The organism is Hydrogenophaga defluvii (assembly GCF_042665235.1).
Classification (GTDB): Bacteria; Pseudomonadota; Gammaproteobacteria; order Burkholderiales; family Burkholderiaceae_C; genus Hydrogenophaga; species Hydrogenophaga defluvii_A.
In genome coordinates this window covers 68,067-84,223 of record NZ_JBHTBZ010000040.1, presented here as the reverse complement: position 1 = coordinate 84,223, position 16,157 = coordinate 68,067, and the positions used below count along the sequence as shown (strand labels likewise).

17 protein-coding genes are annotated in these 16,157 nt (G+C 63.8%); 16 read left to right on the top strand and 1 reads right to left on the bottom strand.

What is annotated here, in order from left to right; genetic code table 11:
* The 5 genes from ACFQU0_RS13925 to ACFQU0_RS13905 all read left to right on the top strand — a co-directional run.
* The coding region (locus tag ACFQU0_RS13925; RefSeq protein WP_382201770.1) for a flagellin N-terminal helical domain-containing protein at window positions 1-1,454 on the top strand (1,454 nt) is incomplete at its 5' end.
* A gap of 180 nt (window positions 1,455-1,634) precedes the next feature.
* The gene (locus ACFQU0_RS13920; RefSeq protein WP_382201768.1) at window positions 1,635-3,137 is read left to right on the top strand and encodes a flagellin N-terminal helical domain-containing protein; all 1,503 of its coding nucleotides are present in this window, start codon (window positions 1,635-1,637) and stop codon (window positions 3,135-3,137) included.
* 125 nt (window positions 3,138-3,262) lie between these two features.
* Window positions 3,263-4,708, top strand: coding sequence for a flagellar filament capping protein FliD (gene fliD / locus ACFQU0_RS13915; protein ID WP_382201766.1), 1,446 nt, complete (start codon window positions 3,263-3,265; stop codon window positions 4,706-4,708).
* A 130-nt stretch (window positions 4,709-4,838) separates the two neighbouring features.
* Window positions 4,839-5,246 carry a flagellar export chaperone FliS gene (gene fliS, locus ACFQU0_RS13910; protein WP_382201764.1) on the top strand — a complete coding sequence of 136 codons (408 nt, stop codon included), beginning with the start codon at window positions 4,839-4,841 and terminating at the stop codon, window positions 5,244-5,246.
* 4 nt (window positions 5,247-5,250) lie between these two features.
* Complete coding sequence (locus ACFQU0_RS13905) at window positions 5,251-5,556, top strand: flagellar protein FliT (protein ID WP_382201763.1); 306 nt, start codon at window positions 5,251-5,253, stop codon at window positions 5,554-5,556.
* Between the two features lie 66 nt (window positions 5,557-5,622).
* On the opposite strand, the gene fliE is transcribed toward ACFQU0_RS13905, so the two are convergent.
* The gene (gene fliE, locus ACFQU0_RS13900) at window positions 5,623-5,943 is read right to left on the bottom strand and encodes a flagellar hook-basal body complex protein FliE (RefSeq protein ID WP_382201761.1); all 321 of its coding nucleotides are present in this window, start codon (window positions 5,941-5,943) and stop codon (window positions 5,623-5,625) included.
* Between the two features lie 197 nt (window positions 5,944-6,140).
* Here fliE and fliF point away from each other — a divergent pair, with 197 nt between their 5' ends.
* The 11 genes from fliF (at window position 6,141) to fliP (ending at window position 16,155) form a co-directional block, all read left to right on the top strand.
* Complete coding sequence (gene fliF, locus ACFQU0_RS13895) at window positions 6,141-7,880, top strand: flagellar basal-body MS-ring/collar protein FliF (protein ID WP_382201759.1); 1,740 nt, start codon at window positions 6,141-6,143, stop codon at window positions 7,878-7,880.
* A gap of 33 nt (window positions 7,881-7,913) precedes the next feature.
* Complete coding sequence (gene fliG, locus ACFQU0_RS13890) at window positions 7,914-8,912, top strand: flagellar motor switch protein FliG (RefSeq protein ID WP_382201757.1); 999 nt, start codon at window positions 7,914-7,916, stop codon at window positions 8,910-8,912.
* Complete coding sequence (locus ACFQU0_RS13885) at window positions 8,896-9,624, top strand: FliH/SctL family protein (protein ID WP_382201755.1); 729 nt, start codon at window positions 8,896-8,898, stop codon at window positions 9,622-9,624. Before fliG ends, ACFQU0_RS13885 begins: the two co-directional genes overlap by 17 nt.
* Window positions 9,617-11,080 (top strand): flagellar protein export ATPase FliI, encoded by a 1,464-nt coding sequence (fliI, locus tag ACFQU0_RS13880; protein ID WP_382201753.1) that lies wholly within the window; start codon window positions 9,617-9,619, stop codon window positions 11,078-11,080. The genes ACFQU0_RS13885 and fliI overlap by 8 nt, the downstream gene beginning before the upstream one ends.
* A gap of 5 nt (window positions 11,081-11,085) precedes the next feature.
* A complete protein-coding gene (fliJ, locus tag ACFQU0_RS13875) occupies window positions 11,086-11,547 on the top strand; it encodes a flagellar export protein FliJ (protein WP_382201752.1) in 462 nt (153 codons plus the stop codon).
* A gap of 2 nt (window positions 11,548-11,549) precedes the next feature.
* The gene (locus ACFQU0_RS13870) at window positions 11,550-12,989 is read left to right on the top strand and encodes a flagellar hook-length control protein FliK (RefSeq protein ID WP_382201750.1); all 1,440 of its coding nucleotides are present in this window, start codon (window positions 11,550-11,552) and stop codon (window positions 12,987-12,989) included.
* Window positions 12,990-13,139: 150 nt separating this feature from the next.
* A complete protein-coding gene (locus tag ACFQU0_RS13865) occupies window positions 13,140-13,664 on the top strand; it encodes a flagellar basal body-associated FliL family protein (RefSeq protein WP_382201748.1) in 525 nt (174 codons plus the stop codon).
* 2 nt (window positions 13,665-13,666) lie between these two features.
* Window positions 13,667-14,671 carry a flagellar motor switch protein FliM gene (fliM, locus tag ACFQU0_RS13860; protein WP_382201747.1) on the top strand — a complete coding sequence of 335 codons (1,005 nt, stop codon included), beginning with the start codon at window positions 13,667-13,669 and terminating at the stop codon, window positions 14,669-14,671.
* The gene (fliN, locus tag ACFQU0_RS13855; RefSeq protein WP_382201745.1) at window positions 14,661-15,074 is read left to right on the top strand and encodes a flagellar motor switch protein FliN; all 414 of its coding nucleotides are present in this window, start codon (window positions 14,661-14,663) and stop codon (window positions 15,072-15,074) included. Before fliM ends, fliN begins: the two co-directional genes overlap by 11 nt.
* Window positions 15,071-15,406, top strand: coding sequence for a flagellar biosynthetic protein FliO (locus tag ACFQU0_RS13850; RefSeq protein WP_382201743.1), 336 nt, complete (start codon window positions 15,071-15,073; stop codon window positions 15,404-15,406). The genes fliN and ACFQU0_RS13850 overlap by 4 nt, the downstream gene beginning before the upstream one ends.
* Window positions 15,403-16,155, top strand: coding sequence for a flagellar type III secretion system pore protein FliP (gene fliP, locus ACFQU0_RS13845; protein WP_382201741.1), 753 nt, complete (start codon window positions 15,403-15,405; stop codon window positions 16,153-16,155). Before ACFQU0_RS13850 ends, fliP begins: the two co-directional genes overlap by 4 nt.
* Window positions 16,156-16,157: the final 2 nt, after the last annotated feature.

The window sequence follows — 16,157 nt, the reverse complement described above, 5'->3', positions numbered from 1 at the left end:
CTGCGCAGCGCAACCTGACCACATCCCAGGGCTCGCTGTCGCAGGCCATTCAGCGCCTGTCTTCTGGCCTGCGCATCAACAGTGCCAAAGACGATGCCGCCGGCCTGGCCATCTCGGAACGTTTCACCAGCCAGATCCGTGGCCTGAACCAGGCGGCCCGCAACGCCAACGACGGCATTTCGCTGGCGCAGACGGCCGAAGGCGCCTTAAAGGCCGCCGGGGACATCCTGCAGCGCGTCCGCGAACTGGCGGTGCAATCGGCCAACGCCTCCAACAGCGCCGGCGACCGCCAGGCGTTGAATCAGGAAGTGGGTCAATTGGTCTCGGAATTGGACCGGATTGCCCAGACCACGGAGTTCAACGGCCAGAAGCTGCTGAATGGTTCATTCGGCACGGCCCAATTCCAGGTGGGAGCCAATGCCGGCCAGACCATTGCCGCCACCACCAGCAACCTAAGGACCACGCAGTACGGCAACCACCGGGTCACCACCACTGGACCGGGCATTCAGTTTGCGCCCGCCCTGCCGTTCACCAACAACGGCGTGCTGGCAGGTGACACGGTCGAAATCAACGGCGCCGCTGGAAGCGCAACGGTCAGCTACGCCATCAATGCGCAGGCCAAAGACATGGCGGACGCGATCAACCAGACGACCGACCGCACCGGCGTGCGGGCCAGCGCTAGAACCGAACTCGGCATGAGCTTCTCTGCCACCGGCTTCTACTCGCTCGAGCTCACCTCCAGCAACTCAACACTGGAAACCGTGAGCTTTACCCTGCCCAGCACCCAAGGGGCAGATGGTTTGTCTGCGGCTATCGCTGCCATCAACGAACGCACCGGCAAGACGGGCATCACTGCGACGCTGGACGCCGCAGGTACCGGCCTGATGCTCAGCAACACGACGGGCAACAACATCATGATCGGCGAAGTGGTGACCAACGCCGGCAACGTGACGATGCAAAAGTACGCGCGCGACGCCACCCAAGCCTTGGTCGCCGTGGGCGGAGGTGTCACCATGCTGACCCCCAACGCGGGCAACTTCAACTACGTCACGAGTGGCTACCTGGCACTGGATTCCGACCGATCCTTCGCGGTGAACGCCAATGGCGGAACCGCCGTGGCAGATGCCAGTTCGACCTTGCTCAAGGTTTCGGATCTGGATGTGCTGTCCTTTGCAAAGGCTTCGGATGCCATACGGACCGTGGACGCGGCTCTGGCGTTCATCAGCGGTGAACGCGCCAAACTGGGTGCCCTGCAAAGCCGCTTTGAAACCACCGTGGGCAACCTTCAGATCACGTCCGAGAACCTCTCGGCCTCCCGCAGCCGCATCCTGGACGCCGACTTTGCTGCCGAAACGGCCATGCTGTCCAAAGCGCAGATCCTGCAGCAGGCCGGCACCGCCATGGTGGCTCAGGCCAACCAGCTACCACAAGGTGTGCTGGCCCTGCTGCGGTAAAAAGGTGTAAAAAAGCAGCCTTTTCTCAAGCGAGCCTCAAGTTTCTGGATGAAGCGCCGAAAAACACAATAACGACTTCATCACAGCCTGCCACCTGCCCCGCACGGTGGACCGACTCGCAAGTGGTCGTGGTTGGCGGAAACGCCAGTTTGTTTGGTTTTCTTATCAAGGAGATCTGCCATGGCAGCCACCATCAACACCAACGTCAACTCGTTGACCGCACAACGCAACCTGACCACATCCCAGGGTTCGCTGTCGCAGGCCATTCAGCGCCTGTCCTCTGGCCTGCGCATCAACAGCGCCAAAGACGACGCCGCCGGCTTGGCCATTTCCGAGCGGTTCACCAGCCAAATCCGAGGCCTGAATCAGGCGGTTCGCAACGCCAACGATGGCATTTCGCTGGCGCAGACCGCTGAAGGCGCCCTCAAAGCCTCCGGCGACATCCTGCAGCGCATCCGCGAACTGGCCGTGCAGTCGGCCAACGCCTCCAACAGCGCCGGTGACCGCCAAGCCCTGAACGCCGAAGTGGGCCAACTGGTGGCCGAACTGGACCGCATCTCGCAATCCACCGAATTCAACGGCCAGAAGCTGCTGGACGGCACCTTTGGCACGGCCCAGTTCCAGGTCGGCGCCAACTCGGGCCAAACCATCGTGGCCTCCACCGGCAACCTGCGCACCAACGTCTACGGCAACAACCAAGTTTCGGGAACCGGGGCAACTGCCCAGGCGACAACCACCAGTGCCACTGCCTTTGGTACCAATGGCGTTGTTGGGGGTACATTGGCGGTGAACGGCGCTCTTGGCTCGGCCAGCGTCACCGTTGCCGCCAACGACTCCACCAAAGTCACAGCCGATGCGATCAACGCCCAAACGTCCAAAACCGGCGTGACAGCCACGGCGCGCACAACGGCGCAGCTGAGCTTTGGTGCCGCGGGCGCATACAGCTTGGTGCTGCGCTCGGACAACTCCACCAACGAGACCGTGTCATTCAACATCTCGGCCACCAACGGCGCTGATGGCTTGAGTGCGGCCGTCTCGGCCATCAATGAGAAATCATCGAAGACCGGCATCACCGCTCAGTTGAATGAGGCTCAAACGGGCATCGTGCTGACCAACACCACTGGCAACAACATTCTGGTGGGCGACACCGCCAGCAGCAACGCGGGTGTGTCCACCATTCAGAAAATGACTGTGGACACCGCTGGGGCTTTGAATCTGGTGGGTACCGCGCAGGCTTTGGCAAACACCACGGACGCGGACTTCGTCGTCACTGGTGGCTACCTGACCCTGGACTCCGACAAGTCCTATGCCGTCAACGCCACGACCACGACCGCACTCGGTGCCACCGGCAACACCGGTTCGACCCTGAAGAAAGTGTCTGAGCTGGACGTGACCACCTTCAACAAAGCCAGCGACGCCTTGAAGACCGTGGACTCGGCCCTGGCCTTCATCAGCGGTGAGCGCGCCAAGCTCGGCGCCTTGCAAAGCCGCTTTGAAACCACGGTGAGCAACCTGCAGGTGACGTCTGAGAACCTCTCGGCCTCCCGCAGCCGCATCCTGGACGCCGACTTTGCCGCCGAGACCGCCATGCTGTCCAAGGCGCAGATCCTGCAACAGGCCGGCACCGCCATGGTGGCCCAGGCCAACCAGCTGCCGCAGGGCGTGCTGGCCCTGCTGCGGTAAACCGCAGAACTGAGGGGGCGAAGGGGCGCTTTCTCTCCCTTGGTCAAGGCGGTAACAGGGCTATCCTGTTACCGCTTTTTTGGTTTTAATTCCGCAGGGCGTTTCGCCTCGCACTGGAGCTCATCATGGCCACCATCTCATCCCCCGGCATCGGCAGCGGCCTGAACATCAAGGACATCGTGTCCCAGTTGGTGGCGATCGAGAAACAGCCGCTGACCCAGCTCCAGGTCAGGGCGGCCACGGTGCAAACCAAGATTTCAGCTTACGGCGAGCTGAAGGCTGGCGTGTCTGCCCTGTCGGATGCGGCCGGCAAATTGCGCTCCCTCACCACGTTCAACGGCGTGGCGGCCACCTCCTCCAAGGCCACGGCGATCTCTGCCACCGCCATCGGCGGCACGGGCGCCAACAACTTCAGCGTGACGGTGAGTGCGCTGGCCAAGGCACAAACCTATGCGTCGGCATCGCTCGCCAAGGTCAACGGTGAGAGCCAGCCCATTGGCGCGGGCACACTCAGTATCCAGCTCGGCCAGTACGGCGCAGCCCCGGGCTACGTGTTCGCGCCAGGTTCGGCAGCCGCATTGGAGATCACGGTGGACGCCGACGACACGCTGGCCGATATCGCGAGCAAGATCAACGGTGAATCCAGTGACCTGGCGGCGACCGTGCTCAACAACGGCAGCGGTGAACAGCTGCTGCTTCGCTCCAAGGCCACAGGTGAGGCTGCTGGCTACCAGCTCTCGGTGACCGATACCGATGGCAACCTGGGCGACAGCCTGGGTTTGTCGCGCTTGATGACCAACGGCACCAGCTCCGGCAGCATCACACAATACGCTGGCGACGCCAAAGTGATGGTCAACGGCAGCATCGAAGTCACCTCCGCCACCAACACCTTCAAGGACATCGTCTCGGGCGTGAGCGTTTCCCTGCTGGACGGCGCCTTGGTGGGCGACGTGTCGGAGATCGCCATCAAGCCGGATGACGCGCCCATCCGTTCGGCGGTAGAGGGGTTTGTGAACGCCTACAACGCGCTGAACAGCATGTTGGCCGAAGCCACCAAGTACGATGCCGCCACCAAACAGGGCGGCCTGCTGCAAGGCGACAGTTTTGCCATTGGCATACAGAACGCCATGCGCGGCATTCTGCAGTCCACCACCACGGGATCGGCTTTTGCGCGCCTATCCGACATTGGCATCAGCCAGCAACTGGGCGGCAACCTCAGCGTGGATTCGACCAAGTTCAATGCGGCCATCGCCAAGCCAGAGGACTTCAAGAACCTGTTCCGCATCGACAACACGGGTACGACCACAGACGGCGTGGCGGTCAAATTCAAGACCTTTGCCGATGGCCTGCTGGCAGCCAGCACGGGCCTGTTCAAGACCAAAGAAGACTCGCTCAAGCGTGCGCTGGACCAGAACACCAAGGACACCGAGCGCCTGAACGCGAAGATTGCGCGGATTGAGGCGCAACTCAACCGCCGCTACAGCGCTCTCGACGCGCAGGTGGCCGGCCTCACGGCCCTGAACAACTACGTGTCGCAGCAGGTGACCACCTGGAACAACGCCAACAAGTGATCGCCAGCGCGCCCCAAGCAAAGCCCGCCCGTTTGAGACCGAAACACCCGCCTGATTTACCCATCACCCGGCTCAAGAAGGTTTGGCAGATGCCGATACTTCTGGTACATCTCACACAATGAGCCAGTCCATGTACACCTCGCCCCACTCACGCGCTGCATCCGCCTACAAGCGGGTCAACGTGGAAACCAGCTTCAACCCTGACGACAAGCACCACGTGGTCAGCCTGTTGCTCGACGGGGTGGTGCAGTCGCTGACAGAGGCGCGTGGTGCCATGCAGCGGGGCGACGTGGTGGCCCGGGTCAAGGCCATCGGCAAAGCGGTGCGCATCATTGAGGAAGGCCTCAAGCCTGGCCTGGACAAGCAAGACGGTGGCGACCTGGCCCAAAACCTGGAAGGCTTGTACGGCTACTGCACCATGCGCCTGGCCCTGGCCAACGCGCGCAACGACGAAAGCATTGTGGAAGAGGTGGGCCGGCTGATGGCGGACATTGCCAGCGCCTGGAAAGAGATCAAAAACGAAGCCTCTGGAGCCTGATGCCATGCAAAACCTGATCGACTACTACAAGGCCATCGAGAGCACCAGCGTGCGCATGGTGGAGGCGGCGCGCAGTGAAAACTGGGACGAGGTGGTTCGCCTCGAAGGCGCCTGTGCGGTGCTGATCGAGCAGTTGCGCCACGAGTCGCGCTCGCAAGTGCTCAGCGCCACACAACGTGCCGAGAAGAACCGCATCATGCTCAGCATCTTGCGCCACGATGCCCAAATTCGCTCCCTGGCCGAGCCCCTGCTCGACACGCTGGACCTGGCCTGGGCCGACATGCCCGCAGCGGGTGTGACGCTGCACTGAGCGCCTTCTCGCACCAACAAAAACGCCCGGCTTGACCGGGCGTTTTTGTTGGTGCTACACAAAAGTTCAGACCTGCATGTTCATCACGTCGGAGTAGGCCTGCACCATGCGGTTTCGCACATTCAATGCCGCCTGAAAGCCGATTTGCGATTTCTGCATCGCCAGCATGGTTTCTTCCAGGCTGACGTTGCGGTTGCCCATTTGCACTTCGTTTTGCAGCCGGCTGGCCTCGTTCTGTGCTTTGCTCACCGACTGCAGCGCGTTCTTGAACGCGTCGGAAAAGCCGGGCCCGCTCACCGCCTCGCCGTTGGCGGCCGCCTGTTGCAGGCGCTTTTGTGCCAGGGCGCCCAGCGCCTGCGGCGTCAAAGGTGTGATACGCATGTCCATGGCCCAACTCCGTCAAAAAGCCCCGCAGCCGGATCTGGCTCAACGGGATGGCGCAATGGTAGACAGCCGGCGCCAAAACTTGAATTGAAGTAGAGGGGTGAATCCCGGGCTTATTTTGCTTTAGTTGTGGGGTCGGCAATTTGATAATCCGTCCAACCGTGGGTCCACCCCGCCTTTTTTGGTTCATCATCGCCACCATGAACACCGCCGTTGCCGAAGTTGACCTTCGCCCCGCTGCACCAGCCAATGCCCTGATGGACGGGTTTGCGCGCCTGGACGGTCGCCGCAAGATCGGCCTGATCGGTGGCGCGCTGGCGCTGCTGCTGGTGTTGATGCTGGCGTTCTACATGAACCGTCAGGCCGACTGGAAGGTTTTGTATGCCAACCTGTCCGACAAGGACGGGGGTGCTGTGATCGCCCAGCTGACGCAGATGAACGTGCCCTACAAGCACCTGGATGGCGGTCAGGCCATCATGGTGCCGGCCGACCGGGTGCACGACACCCGCCTGCGCTTGGCCTCTCAAGGCTTGCCCAAAGGCTCGATCGCTGGCTTCGAGCTGATGGACAACAACCGCCTGGGCATGACCCAGTTCCAGGAACGTCTGAGCTTTCAGCGTGGCCTCGAAGGCGAGCTGACGCGTTCCATCCAGGCCTTGTCCTCGGTGGCTGACGCCCGGGTGCACCTGGCCCTGCCCAACCAGAACGGCTTTTTCCGTGAACAGCAGAAACCGTCGGCCAGTGTGCTGCTCACCCTGCACAGTGGCCGCACGCTGGACCGCTCGCAAATCGCCGGCATTGTGCACCTGGTGGCCAGCAGCGTCCCCGAGATGAACCCCAAAGCGGTCAGCGTGCTGGACGCCACAGGCGCCCTGCTCTCCAACCCAGCTGACGGGCAGGCCGGCAGCGTGGACACCCAACAACTGCAGTACGTTCAACAACTTGAACAGGTGTACGTGCGCCGCATCATGGACCTGCTGGAGCCGCTGGTGGGCCGCGAGAATGTGCGCGCCCAGGTCACGGCCGACGTCGACTTCTCACTGACCGAGCAGACCCAAGAACAGCACCGCCCCAACCAGGGCACCGAACCCAGCGCGGTGCGCAGCCAGCAGACGATTGAAGCGCGCGACGCCAATGGCAACATTCCCCCACCAGGCACGCCTGGGGCGGTGGCCAACCAGCCGCCCGCACCCACTGCCGCACCCATCAACGGCCAGCCCGGTCAGGTGGGTGTGACCGGTCCGAATGGCGAGGTGGTGGGCGCCAACGGGTTGACCCGACGCGAACAAGTGACCAACTACGAAGTGGACAAAACGGTGCGTGTCACACGCGGCGCCACCGGTACGGTGCGCCGAGTCAGCGCCGCCGTGGTGGTCAACCACCGCAACATCACCAACGACAAGGGTGAAATCGTCAGCGAAGCCCTGCCACCCGAGCAGGTGGAGCAGATGACGGCGCTGGTGCGTGAAGCCATTGGTTTCAGCCAGGACCGTGGCGATTCGGTCAACCTCATGAACTCCCCGTTCACCCGCGCCAAGGCAGACGACAGCGAGGTCGTGTGGTGGAAGTCGGGCGACAACCGCGAACTGGCGCAAAACCTGGCCTGGCCGGTGGGCATGGTGTTGCTGGGCCTGATCATCTTCTTTGGTGTGGTGCGCCCCGCCCTGCGCGACATGCGCCGCCCCCCGGTCAGCGCCGAAGCCGCAGCGGCGGCTGCCGTGGGCCCCAACGGCGAACCGCTGCAACTCGATGCCGTGCTCGACGACCAGCCCGAGCGCCCCGCCCTGCTGCCCAAGCCGGCAGGCTCCGACGAGCCCACGCCCGAAATGTTGCGCCTGGAAGATGCCCGCCGCCTTGCCAAAGAAAACCCGGTGGCGGTGGCCAGCATCATCAAGAACTGGGTCAGCGGCGAATCCAGCGGCGCTGTTGCGCCGACCTGACCCCCCTCCCACCACCCGCCCGCACACGCTCCCATGGACACCGAACAAGGCCTTCAGGACGCTGCCATCTTCCTCATGTCGCTGGGCGAAGAGGAAGCGGCCGAGGTGTTCAAGCACCTGTCGCCCAAAGAGGTGCAGCGCCTGGGTGAAACCATCGCCCGCATGCGTGCGGTGACCAAGGAAAAAGTCGATCAGGTCATTGAAAAGTTCACCCACGAGGCGGCGTCTCAAAGCCTGCTGGTCTCAGACACCGACAACTACGTCCGTTCCGTGCTCAGACGCGCCCTGGGCGACGACAAAGCCTCGCTGCTGATCGACCGCATTCTGCAGGGGGGCGACGTCTCAGGCATCGAGAGCCTGAAGTGGATGGACCCGGCCTCGGTGGCCGAGCTGCTGCGCAACGAGCACCCGCAGATCCTGGCCGCCATCCTCGTGCACCTGGATTTCGAACAGTCGGCCGGCGTGCTCAAGAACTTCACCGAGCGCATGCGCAACGAGGTCATGCTGCGCATCGCCACCCTCGAAGGCATACAGCCGGCCGCACTGAAAGACCTCAACGAAGTGCTCTACAAGGTGCTGGCCGGTGGCGACAAGATCCGCAAGAGCTCGCTGGGCGGCGTCAAGGCGGCGGCCGAGATCATCAACCTCATGGGCACCAGCCTGGAGGCCAGCGTGATCGACTCCATCCGCGAGAACGACGGCGATCTGGCCCAGAAAATCATGGACAAGATGTTCACCTTCGAGGACCTGCTCAAGCTGGACAACAAGGCCATTCAACTGGTGCTCAAAGAGGTGTCGTCCGACACCCTGGTCATCGCCCTCAAAGGTGCCAGTGCGGAACTCAAGGAGAAGATCCTCACCAACATGTCCTCGCGTGCGGCCGAGAGCCTGCGTGAAGACCTCGAAACCCGAGGGCCGGTGCGCCTGTCCGAGGTCGAGGCACAACAGAAAGACATCCTGAAACTGGTGCGCCGCCTGTCCGACGAAGGACAGATCATGCTGGCGGGAGGCGGGGATGACAGCTTCGTCTAACGCGAAAAATTCGCCCTACCACCGCTTCATTCCGCGCGAGGAGGTGGAGGTATTTTCGCCCTGGGAATTCCAGTCCATGGACGGCAAGCCGCCCAAGGGTTCGACAGCGGCCGCCCCCGTCATCGAAGCCCCGCCCGCGCCGCCCGAGTTGCCCGCGCCCGATCTCGACCTGATCAAGCAGCAGGCCTTTGGCGAGGGTTTCGAGCAGGGTCGAATCGCTGGCGCCAAGGCCACCCGCGAAGCACTTGACGCGCCCCTGCGGCGCACCGCAGAAGACGCCGCAAGCCGGCTCAGCCTGTTGCTGCAGAACACCGAGGTGGAGTTGCACCGGGCCGACGAACACCTGGCCGAACAACTGCTGCAACTTGCCTGCGACCTGGCCCGCCAAGTGGTGCGGCGCGAACTGGAGCAACCCCAAGAGGTGCTCAAGGCGGTGGTTCAAGAGGCCCTGTCCCAGACCGTGGACGACCACCTGAAGCGCACCGTCAGGCTCAACCCTATCGACCTGGCGCTGATGCAAAACCACCTGGGCGAACTGGTGGCTGGCGGCAACGTGCATTTTGTGGCCCAGGACGGCCTGTCGGCCGGTGGTTGTGTGGTGGAAACGCCGGCCTGCACGGTGGACGCCAGCATCGAAAAGCGGTGGGCGCGTGCGGTGGCCAACCTGGGCGTCAAGGCCGAATGGAACCCGGCGGAGCAAGGCGATGTCTGAGGCCACCACCTCCCGCGACACCACGCCCAACCGCTGGAACGATTTCCTGCGCTTGTCGCGCCTGTACGCCGCCCAACACACGCCACTCGAGGTGAGTGGGCGCCTCACCCGCCTGGCCGGCCTGGTGCTCGAAGCCCAGGGGCTGCGCGTGCCCGTGGGCTCGCAGTGCCTCATCGATGGCGGCCCGGACAACCAGGTTTTGGCCGAGGTGGTGGGCTTCTCCAACGACCGCGCCTACCTCATGCCGGCGGGCGATGTGCTGGGCCTGTCCAGCGGCGCCCACGTCAAGCCGCTGCCCCCCTACCGTCCCCAGCCACGCCTGGGCCAGGAGGTGCGCGCCCTGCCGGCCAACGACCGCGGCGTGCTGCGCCTGCCCCTGGGCCGAGGCCTGTTGGGCCGGGTGGTGGACTCACACGGCCAACCGCTGGACCACATGGGCCCGCTGCGTCACGTCGATGTTTTGCCCATCGAGCGCACCCCCATCAATTCCATGGACCGCGCCCCCGTGCGTCAGCCGTTGGACACCGGCGTGCGTGCCATCAACGCCCTGCTGACGGTGGGCCGGGGCCAGCGCCTGGGCTTGTTTGCCGGCTCCGGCGTGGGCAAAAGTGTGCTGCTGGGCATGATGGCCCGCTTCACCCAGGCCGATGTGATTGTGGTCGGTTTGATTGGCGAACGTGGCCGCGAGGTGAAGGAATTCATCGAGGACATTCTGGGCCAGGACGACCGCCAACGCGCGGTGGTGGTGGCCGCGCCGGCCGATGCGCCGCCCCTGGTTCGCATGCAGGGTGCCAACTACGCCACCGCCATTGCCGAAAACTTCCGCGACGAAGGCAAGGACGTGTTGCTGCTCATGGACTCGCTCAGCCGCTACGCCATGGCGCAACGCGAAATTGCCCTGGCCATTGGCGAGCCACCCGCCACCAAAGGCTACCCACCCTCGTGTTTTGCCAAGCTGCCGCAGCTGGTGGAACGCAGCGGCAACGGTCCCGACGGCAAAGGTTCCATCACCGCCTTCTACACCGTGTTGTCCGAGGGCGACGACCAGCAAGACCCCATCGCCGACGCGGCACGCGCCATTCTGGACGGTCACATCGTGCTCTCGCGCGCCATGGCCGAGTCGGGCGTGTACCCGGCCATCGACGTGGAGGCATCCGCCTCGCGGGTGATGCACAACGTGGTCACGCCGCAGCACTTTGAATCGGCGCGGCGCTTCCGGCAGTACTACTCGCGCTACCAGAAAGCGCGTGACCTGATCCAGCTCGGCGCGTACGCCGCCGGCAGCGACCCGGAAACCGACAAGGCCATCGTGCTGTTTCCCCACATGCAGAAGTTCCTCATGCAGGGCATGTTGGAACAAGCCCCGTTTGAAGCCAGTGTCTCGCTGTTGGGCGAAACGCTGGGCGAAGACACCCACGACAGCCGCACTCGCAAGGCGGGCCGTGCCCGAGGTTGATGGCCATGGCCAATGAACGCCAAATCGAGACCGTGGTGGAAGTGGCCAGCATGCGCCGCGACGACTGCCTGCGCGCGCTCGGCCAGGCGCGCCAGGCACTCGAACAAGGGCAGCAGCAATTGGCGCAACTGCACAGCTACGCGAACGAGTCACAGACCCGATGGAACCAGCGGGCGAGCCAGGGCGTCACCGCACAACTCCTGCACCACCACCGCCAGTTCATGGCGCGCATCGACGAGGCCGCACGGTTCCAAGACGATGTGCTCAAACGCCTGAACGCCGAGGTCTTGCGCTGCGAACAACGGGTGCATGAAGCCGAGCGCGAACTGGCCGCACTGAACAAGTTTGCCGAGCGCAAACGCCAGGCCTCGTCGCACGCCGCCCAGCGGCGTGACCAGAAACACAACGATGAAATGGCCGCCAACGCCCACCGGCGCCAGGCCAACACCCCCAACTGGAGGCCATGACCATGACCACCCCCATCAACAGCACCCACCAACAAGACCGCGCCGCGCAGCAAAAGCTGCTCAACGCCCGTCAGAACACCGCCGCCCAGGGGTCACAACAGGGCGGGGGCTTTTCGCGCTTGTTGAGCCTGGCCTGCGATGAAGACACCGACCTGGACGCGCTGCAATTGGGAGGCAAGCTGTTCGGTCTCAAAACCCAAGACCCCAACACCGAAGCGACCGAGGCGACCGGGCCGAACCGGCGAAAAACGGGCAAAGGGTCTGCGGGCGCCTCCGACAAGGACGCTGCGGGCGAGGTGGCGGTGGACGGACTGCACCCGGCCGCGCAGGCCAACGCAACGCTGCTGGCGCTGCTGGCCAGGGCACAGGCGGAGAGCGCGCCTTCCGATGGCCAAGCCGAAGGGCACGACGGGTCCACCACCGCCGTGTCCAGCGGCACCGGCGTGCCAATGGATGCCGGCGAATCCGCCGCCGCCATGGGCCTGCCGAGCGAAGCCGATGTGACCGATGAAGCGGCCACCAACATGGCATCGACACCGCTGGCCCAGATTGAGCCAGAGAACCAACCTGCGCCCGGCAAGGCGGTACGCGACTTGGCGCGGCAACTGGGCGCAGCCATGCGCAACACCGCACCGGGGCAAGACAGCACCGCTCAGAGCGGCGCCCAGGCCAATGCCAATGGCGTCGCCTGGGGTCGCCAGGCCATGGCGGAGGTGGGGACTGGGACGTCGGCCACGTCCATCGTCACCAACAGCCCGCCAACCTCACCAGGCACCACAGACCCCACCGGGCATGCTGCCATGTCCGTGGCTGCGTCGGCGCAAACCACAGCAGACCCCGACAACAGCGTCGATGCCAACAACGAAACATCGGCATCCGAGCCGGCCACGCCGCTCGATGTCCGCGCCGCCAGCCGCGAAGACCCCTCCCAAAACAACCTGGGCGGCGAGACACTGGGTGGCAACGAACTGACCGACAAGGCCCACCACGCGGAAGAGGTGGGCAACCCGCCCGAACAATGGCGCGAACAGTGGGCAGACGCCATGGACCAGATGAGCCAACAGGTGAGCTACTGGGTCCAGCAAGGCGGCGTGCGCCAGGCCACCCTGCGTGTGGGCAACGGCTGGCAGCAGGCCATGGACGTCAAACTGTCGATGAAAAACGGCCAGGCTGAAATCGAATTCCTCACCGACCACGAGGCCGCCCGCAGCGCCATTGCCGAGGGCGGCACCGAAGTGCTGCGTGAGTTGCTGGCACAAAGTGGCATCGACCTGGGCCAGGTGTCCATCGGTGCGCAGAACGCGGGCAACGGCGCCAGCACGTCACAGGAAGCGTTCGGCCAGCCTGGCAAGGCCACCGCAGGCAGCGAAGCGCCCGGCACCCCGGCGGCCAGTTTGCAACCCCGGCACCCTCACTCCACGGGGCTCGATGTGTATGTCTGAGCGCCGTCACGCCGCCGTGACGCTCAATAGGGGCCGGTTCCTGCCGCTTATCACCGGGAAAACGGTCTCAGGCAACCGCCATAATTGCTGCCATGGCGCGCCTACCTGCGGCCGCTGACCGACCTCACTGCACATCCACACGAACCACACATGGCCACCAAAGCACCCGCTGCCGGCGACGCCGAAGCCAAGCCCGCCAAGGGCAAGAAGATGCTGATCATCATCCTGGCGGTGGTGATCCTGCTGGTGGTGGCTGGTGGCGCAGCCGCCTTTTTTCTGCTCAAGAAACAGGGCGCAGACGACGAGAGCGAAGCTGATGCCGCGCCCGCCAAGGCCGCCAAATTTGACCCGAAGGCCCCCCCCACCTACCTGCCACTGGAAAACATGGTGGTCAACCTGGCCGATCCGGGCGGCAACCGCTTTGCGCAGGTGGGCATCACGTTGCAGCTCGACAGCTTGGCCACTGGGGATGCCATCAAGGCCTACATGCCGGGTATCCGCAATGCGATTTTGATCATCCTGTCGCAACGCACCACCGAAGAGTTGCTGGTGGTGCAGGGCAAGGAGCAACTGGCCGCCGACATCACCGCCGAAATCTCGCGCCAACTCGGGTACGAGGGCAAAAGGAACAACCCCATCCAGGCGGTGCTGTTCTCCAGCTTCATCGTCCAATAGCCATGAGCGAATCGTTCCTTTCCCAGGACGAAATCGACGCCCTGCTCGAAGGCGTCACCGGCGAGAGCCAGAAGCTCGCCAAGGAAGAGGTGCCCACGGGTGCCGTGCGCAGCTACGACCTGTCCAGCCAGGAGCGCATCGTGCGTGGGCGCATGCCCACCATGGAGGTCATCAACGAGCGGTTTGCACGCAATCTGCGTGTGGGGCTGTTCAACTTCATCCGCCGCAGCCCCGAAATTTCGGTCGGCACGGTGGCGGTGCAGAAGTACAGCGCTTTTCTGCGCGAACTGGTGGTGCCCACCAATTTCAACATCGTGGCCATTCGCCCCTTGCGCGGCAATGGCCTGATCGTGTGTGAACCCACGCTGCTGTTCGGCGTCATCGACAGCCTGTTTGGTGGCAACGGCAAATTCCACACCCGCATCGAGGGCCGGGACTTTTCGCCCACCGAGCAACGGGTCATCAACCGCCTGGTGGAGGTGGTGTCGGAAGAATACAAAAAAGCGTGGAAAGGGGTCTACCCGCTGGAGCTGGCCTACCAGCGCTCGGAAATGCAGCCGCAGTTCGCCACCATCGCCACGCCCAGCGAAATTGTGGTCTCCACCAGCTTCACCCTGGAAATCGGCGACCTCACCGGCTCGCTGCACATGTGCATTCCTTACGCGACGCTGGAGCCCATCCGCGACGTGTTGTACTCCTCGGTGCAGGGTGACGCCATCGAGGTGGACCGGCGCTGGGTCAAACTGTTGAGCCACGAAATTCAGGCGGCGAATGTGGAACTGGTGGCCGAGCTGGCCACCGCAGATGCCACGGTCGAACAGCTGCTGGCCCTCAAAGTGGGCGACTTCATCGAGCTCGAACGCAAGTCGCAAATCGAAGCCGGCATAGACGGCGTGCCGGTGGTGGCCTGCCAGTACGGCACCCACAACGGCAAATACGCGCTCAAGGTCGAACGCATGCTGCGAACCCCCGACAAGTCGTGGACTGGAGATTCCTATGACAAATGAAAACGACCCCAAAGACCAGGACGACGTGGCCGACGACTGGGCACAGGCGCTTCAGGAGCAGTCCACCTCAGGCATGAGCGGCGACTTCGCGGCCGGAGCGCCCCATTTCGACAACGTGGACAGCGCGCCCACGACGCAGAACGACATCAGCATGGTGCTGGACATTCCCGTCCAGCTGTCGGTGGAGCTGGGCCGCACCAAGGTGCCCATCAAGTACATCCTGCAACTTGGCCAAGGCTCCATCGTTGAACTCGACGCCCTGGCCGGCGAACCCATGGACGTGCTGGTCAACGGCTACCTGATCGCACAGGGTGAGGTGGTGGTGGTGAACGAGAAGTTCGGCATCCGCCTGACCGACATCGTCACGCCGTCCGAACGGCTGCGCCGCGTCAGCAAACCATGACACCCGACACCATGCCCTCGTTTGCGCCCGCGCTGATGCTGCTGGCGCTGTTGCTGGCGGCGGCCTGGGGGGTGAAGTGGCTGCGCCAGCGCAACGTCATCGGTGGCTCACCGGACGCGCAGGCCATCAAGGTCATCAGCTCGCTGGCCGTGGGCCCGCAACAGCGGGTGCTGGTGTTGGAGCTGATCGAACCCGGCAGCCGGGCTCGGCACCTGCTCACGGTGGGTGTGACACCCGGGCAGATCACCACCTTGCACAGCATGGCCCTGGCCGCGCCGGTCCAGGTATCGGTGGGTGTGCCCCCACCCGACCAGGCGGGCGCCGCCTCATGAAGTCGCTTGCCCGTTGCCTGCCGCTGTTGGGCCTGCTGCTGCCCGCACTGGCCTGGGCACAAGCCGCACCCGCCGCAGGCCAATTGCCGCTGGTGGTGGGTCAGGGCGCCGGAGGCACCACGTATTCGGTGCCCATCCAGACCCTGCTTTTTTTCACCGCGCTGTCGTTCCTGCCGGCGGTGTTGCTGATGATGACGGGCTTCACCCGCATCGTGATTGTGTTGTCGCTGCTGCGTCAGGCCTTGGGCACACAAGCCTCACCGCCCAACCAGGTCATCGTCGGCCTGTCGCTGTTTCTCACGTTTTTTGTGATGGGCCCCACCTTCGACAAGGTCTATCAAGACGCCTACCAGCCCTACAGCACCAACGCCATCAGCTTTGACCAGGCACTGGACCGCGCGCAAGTGCCCATGCGCGAATTCATGAAGCGCCAGACGCGCCAGTCCGACTTCGAGTTGTTTGCCAAGCTGGGCAAGTTGCCCGCCGACACCACGGTGGACACGGCCCCGTTCCGGGTGCTGGTGCCGGCCTTTGTGATCAGCGAATTGAAGACCGCCTTCCAGATCGGCTTCATGATCTTCATCCCCTTTCTGGTCATCGACATGGTGGTGGCCAGCATCCTGATGTCGCTGGGCATGATGATGCTGTCGCCCGTGCTGGTGGCCCTGCCCTTCAAGCTCATGCTGTTTGTGCTGGCCGACGGCTGGAACCTGCTGATCGGTTCACTGGCGGCTTCATTTGGGACATAGCC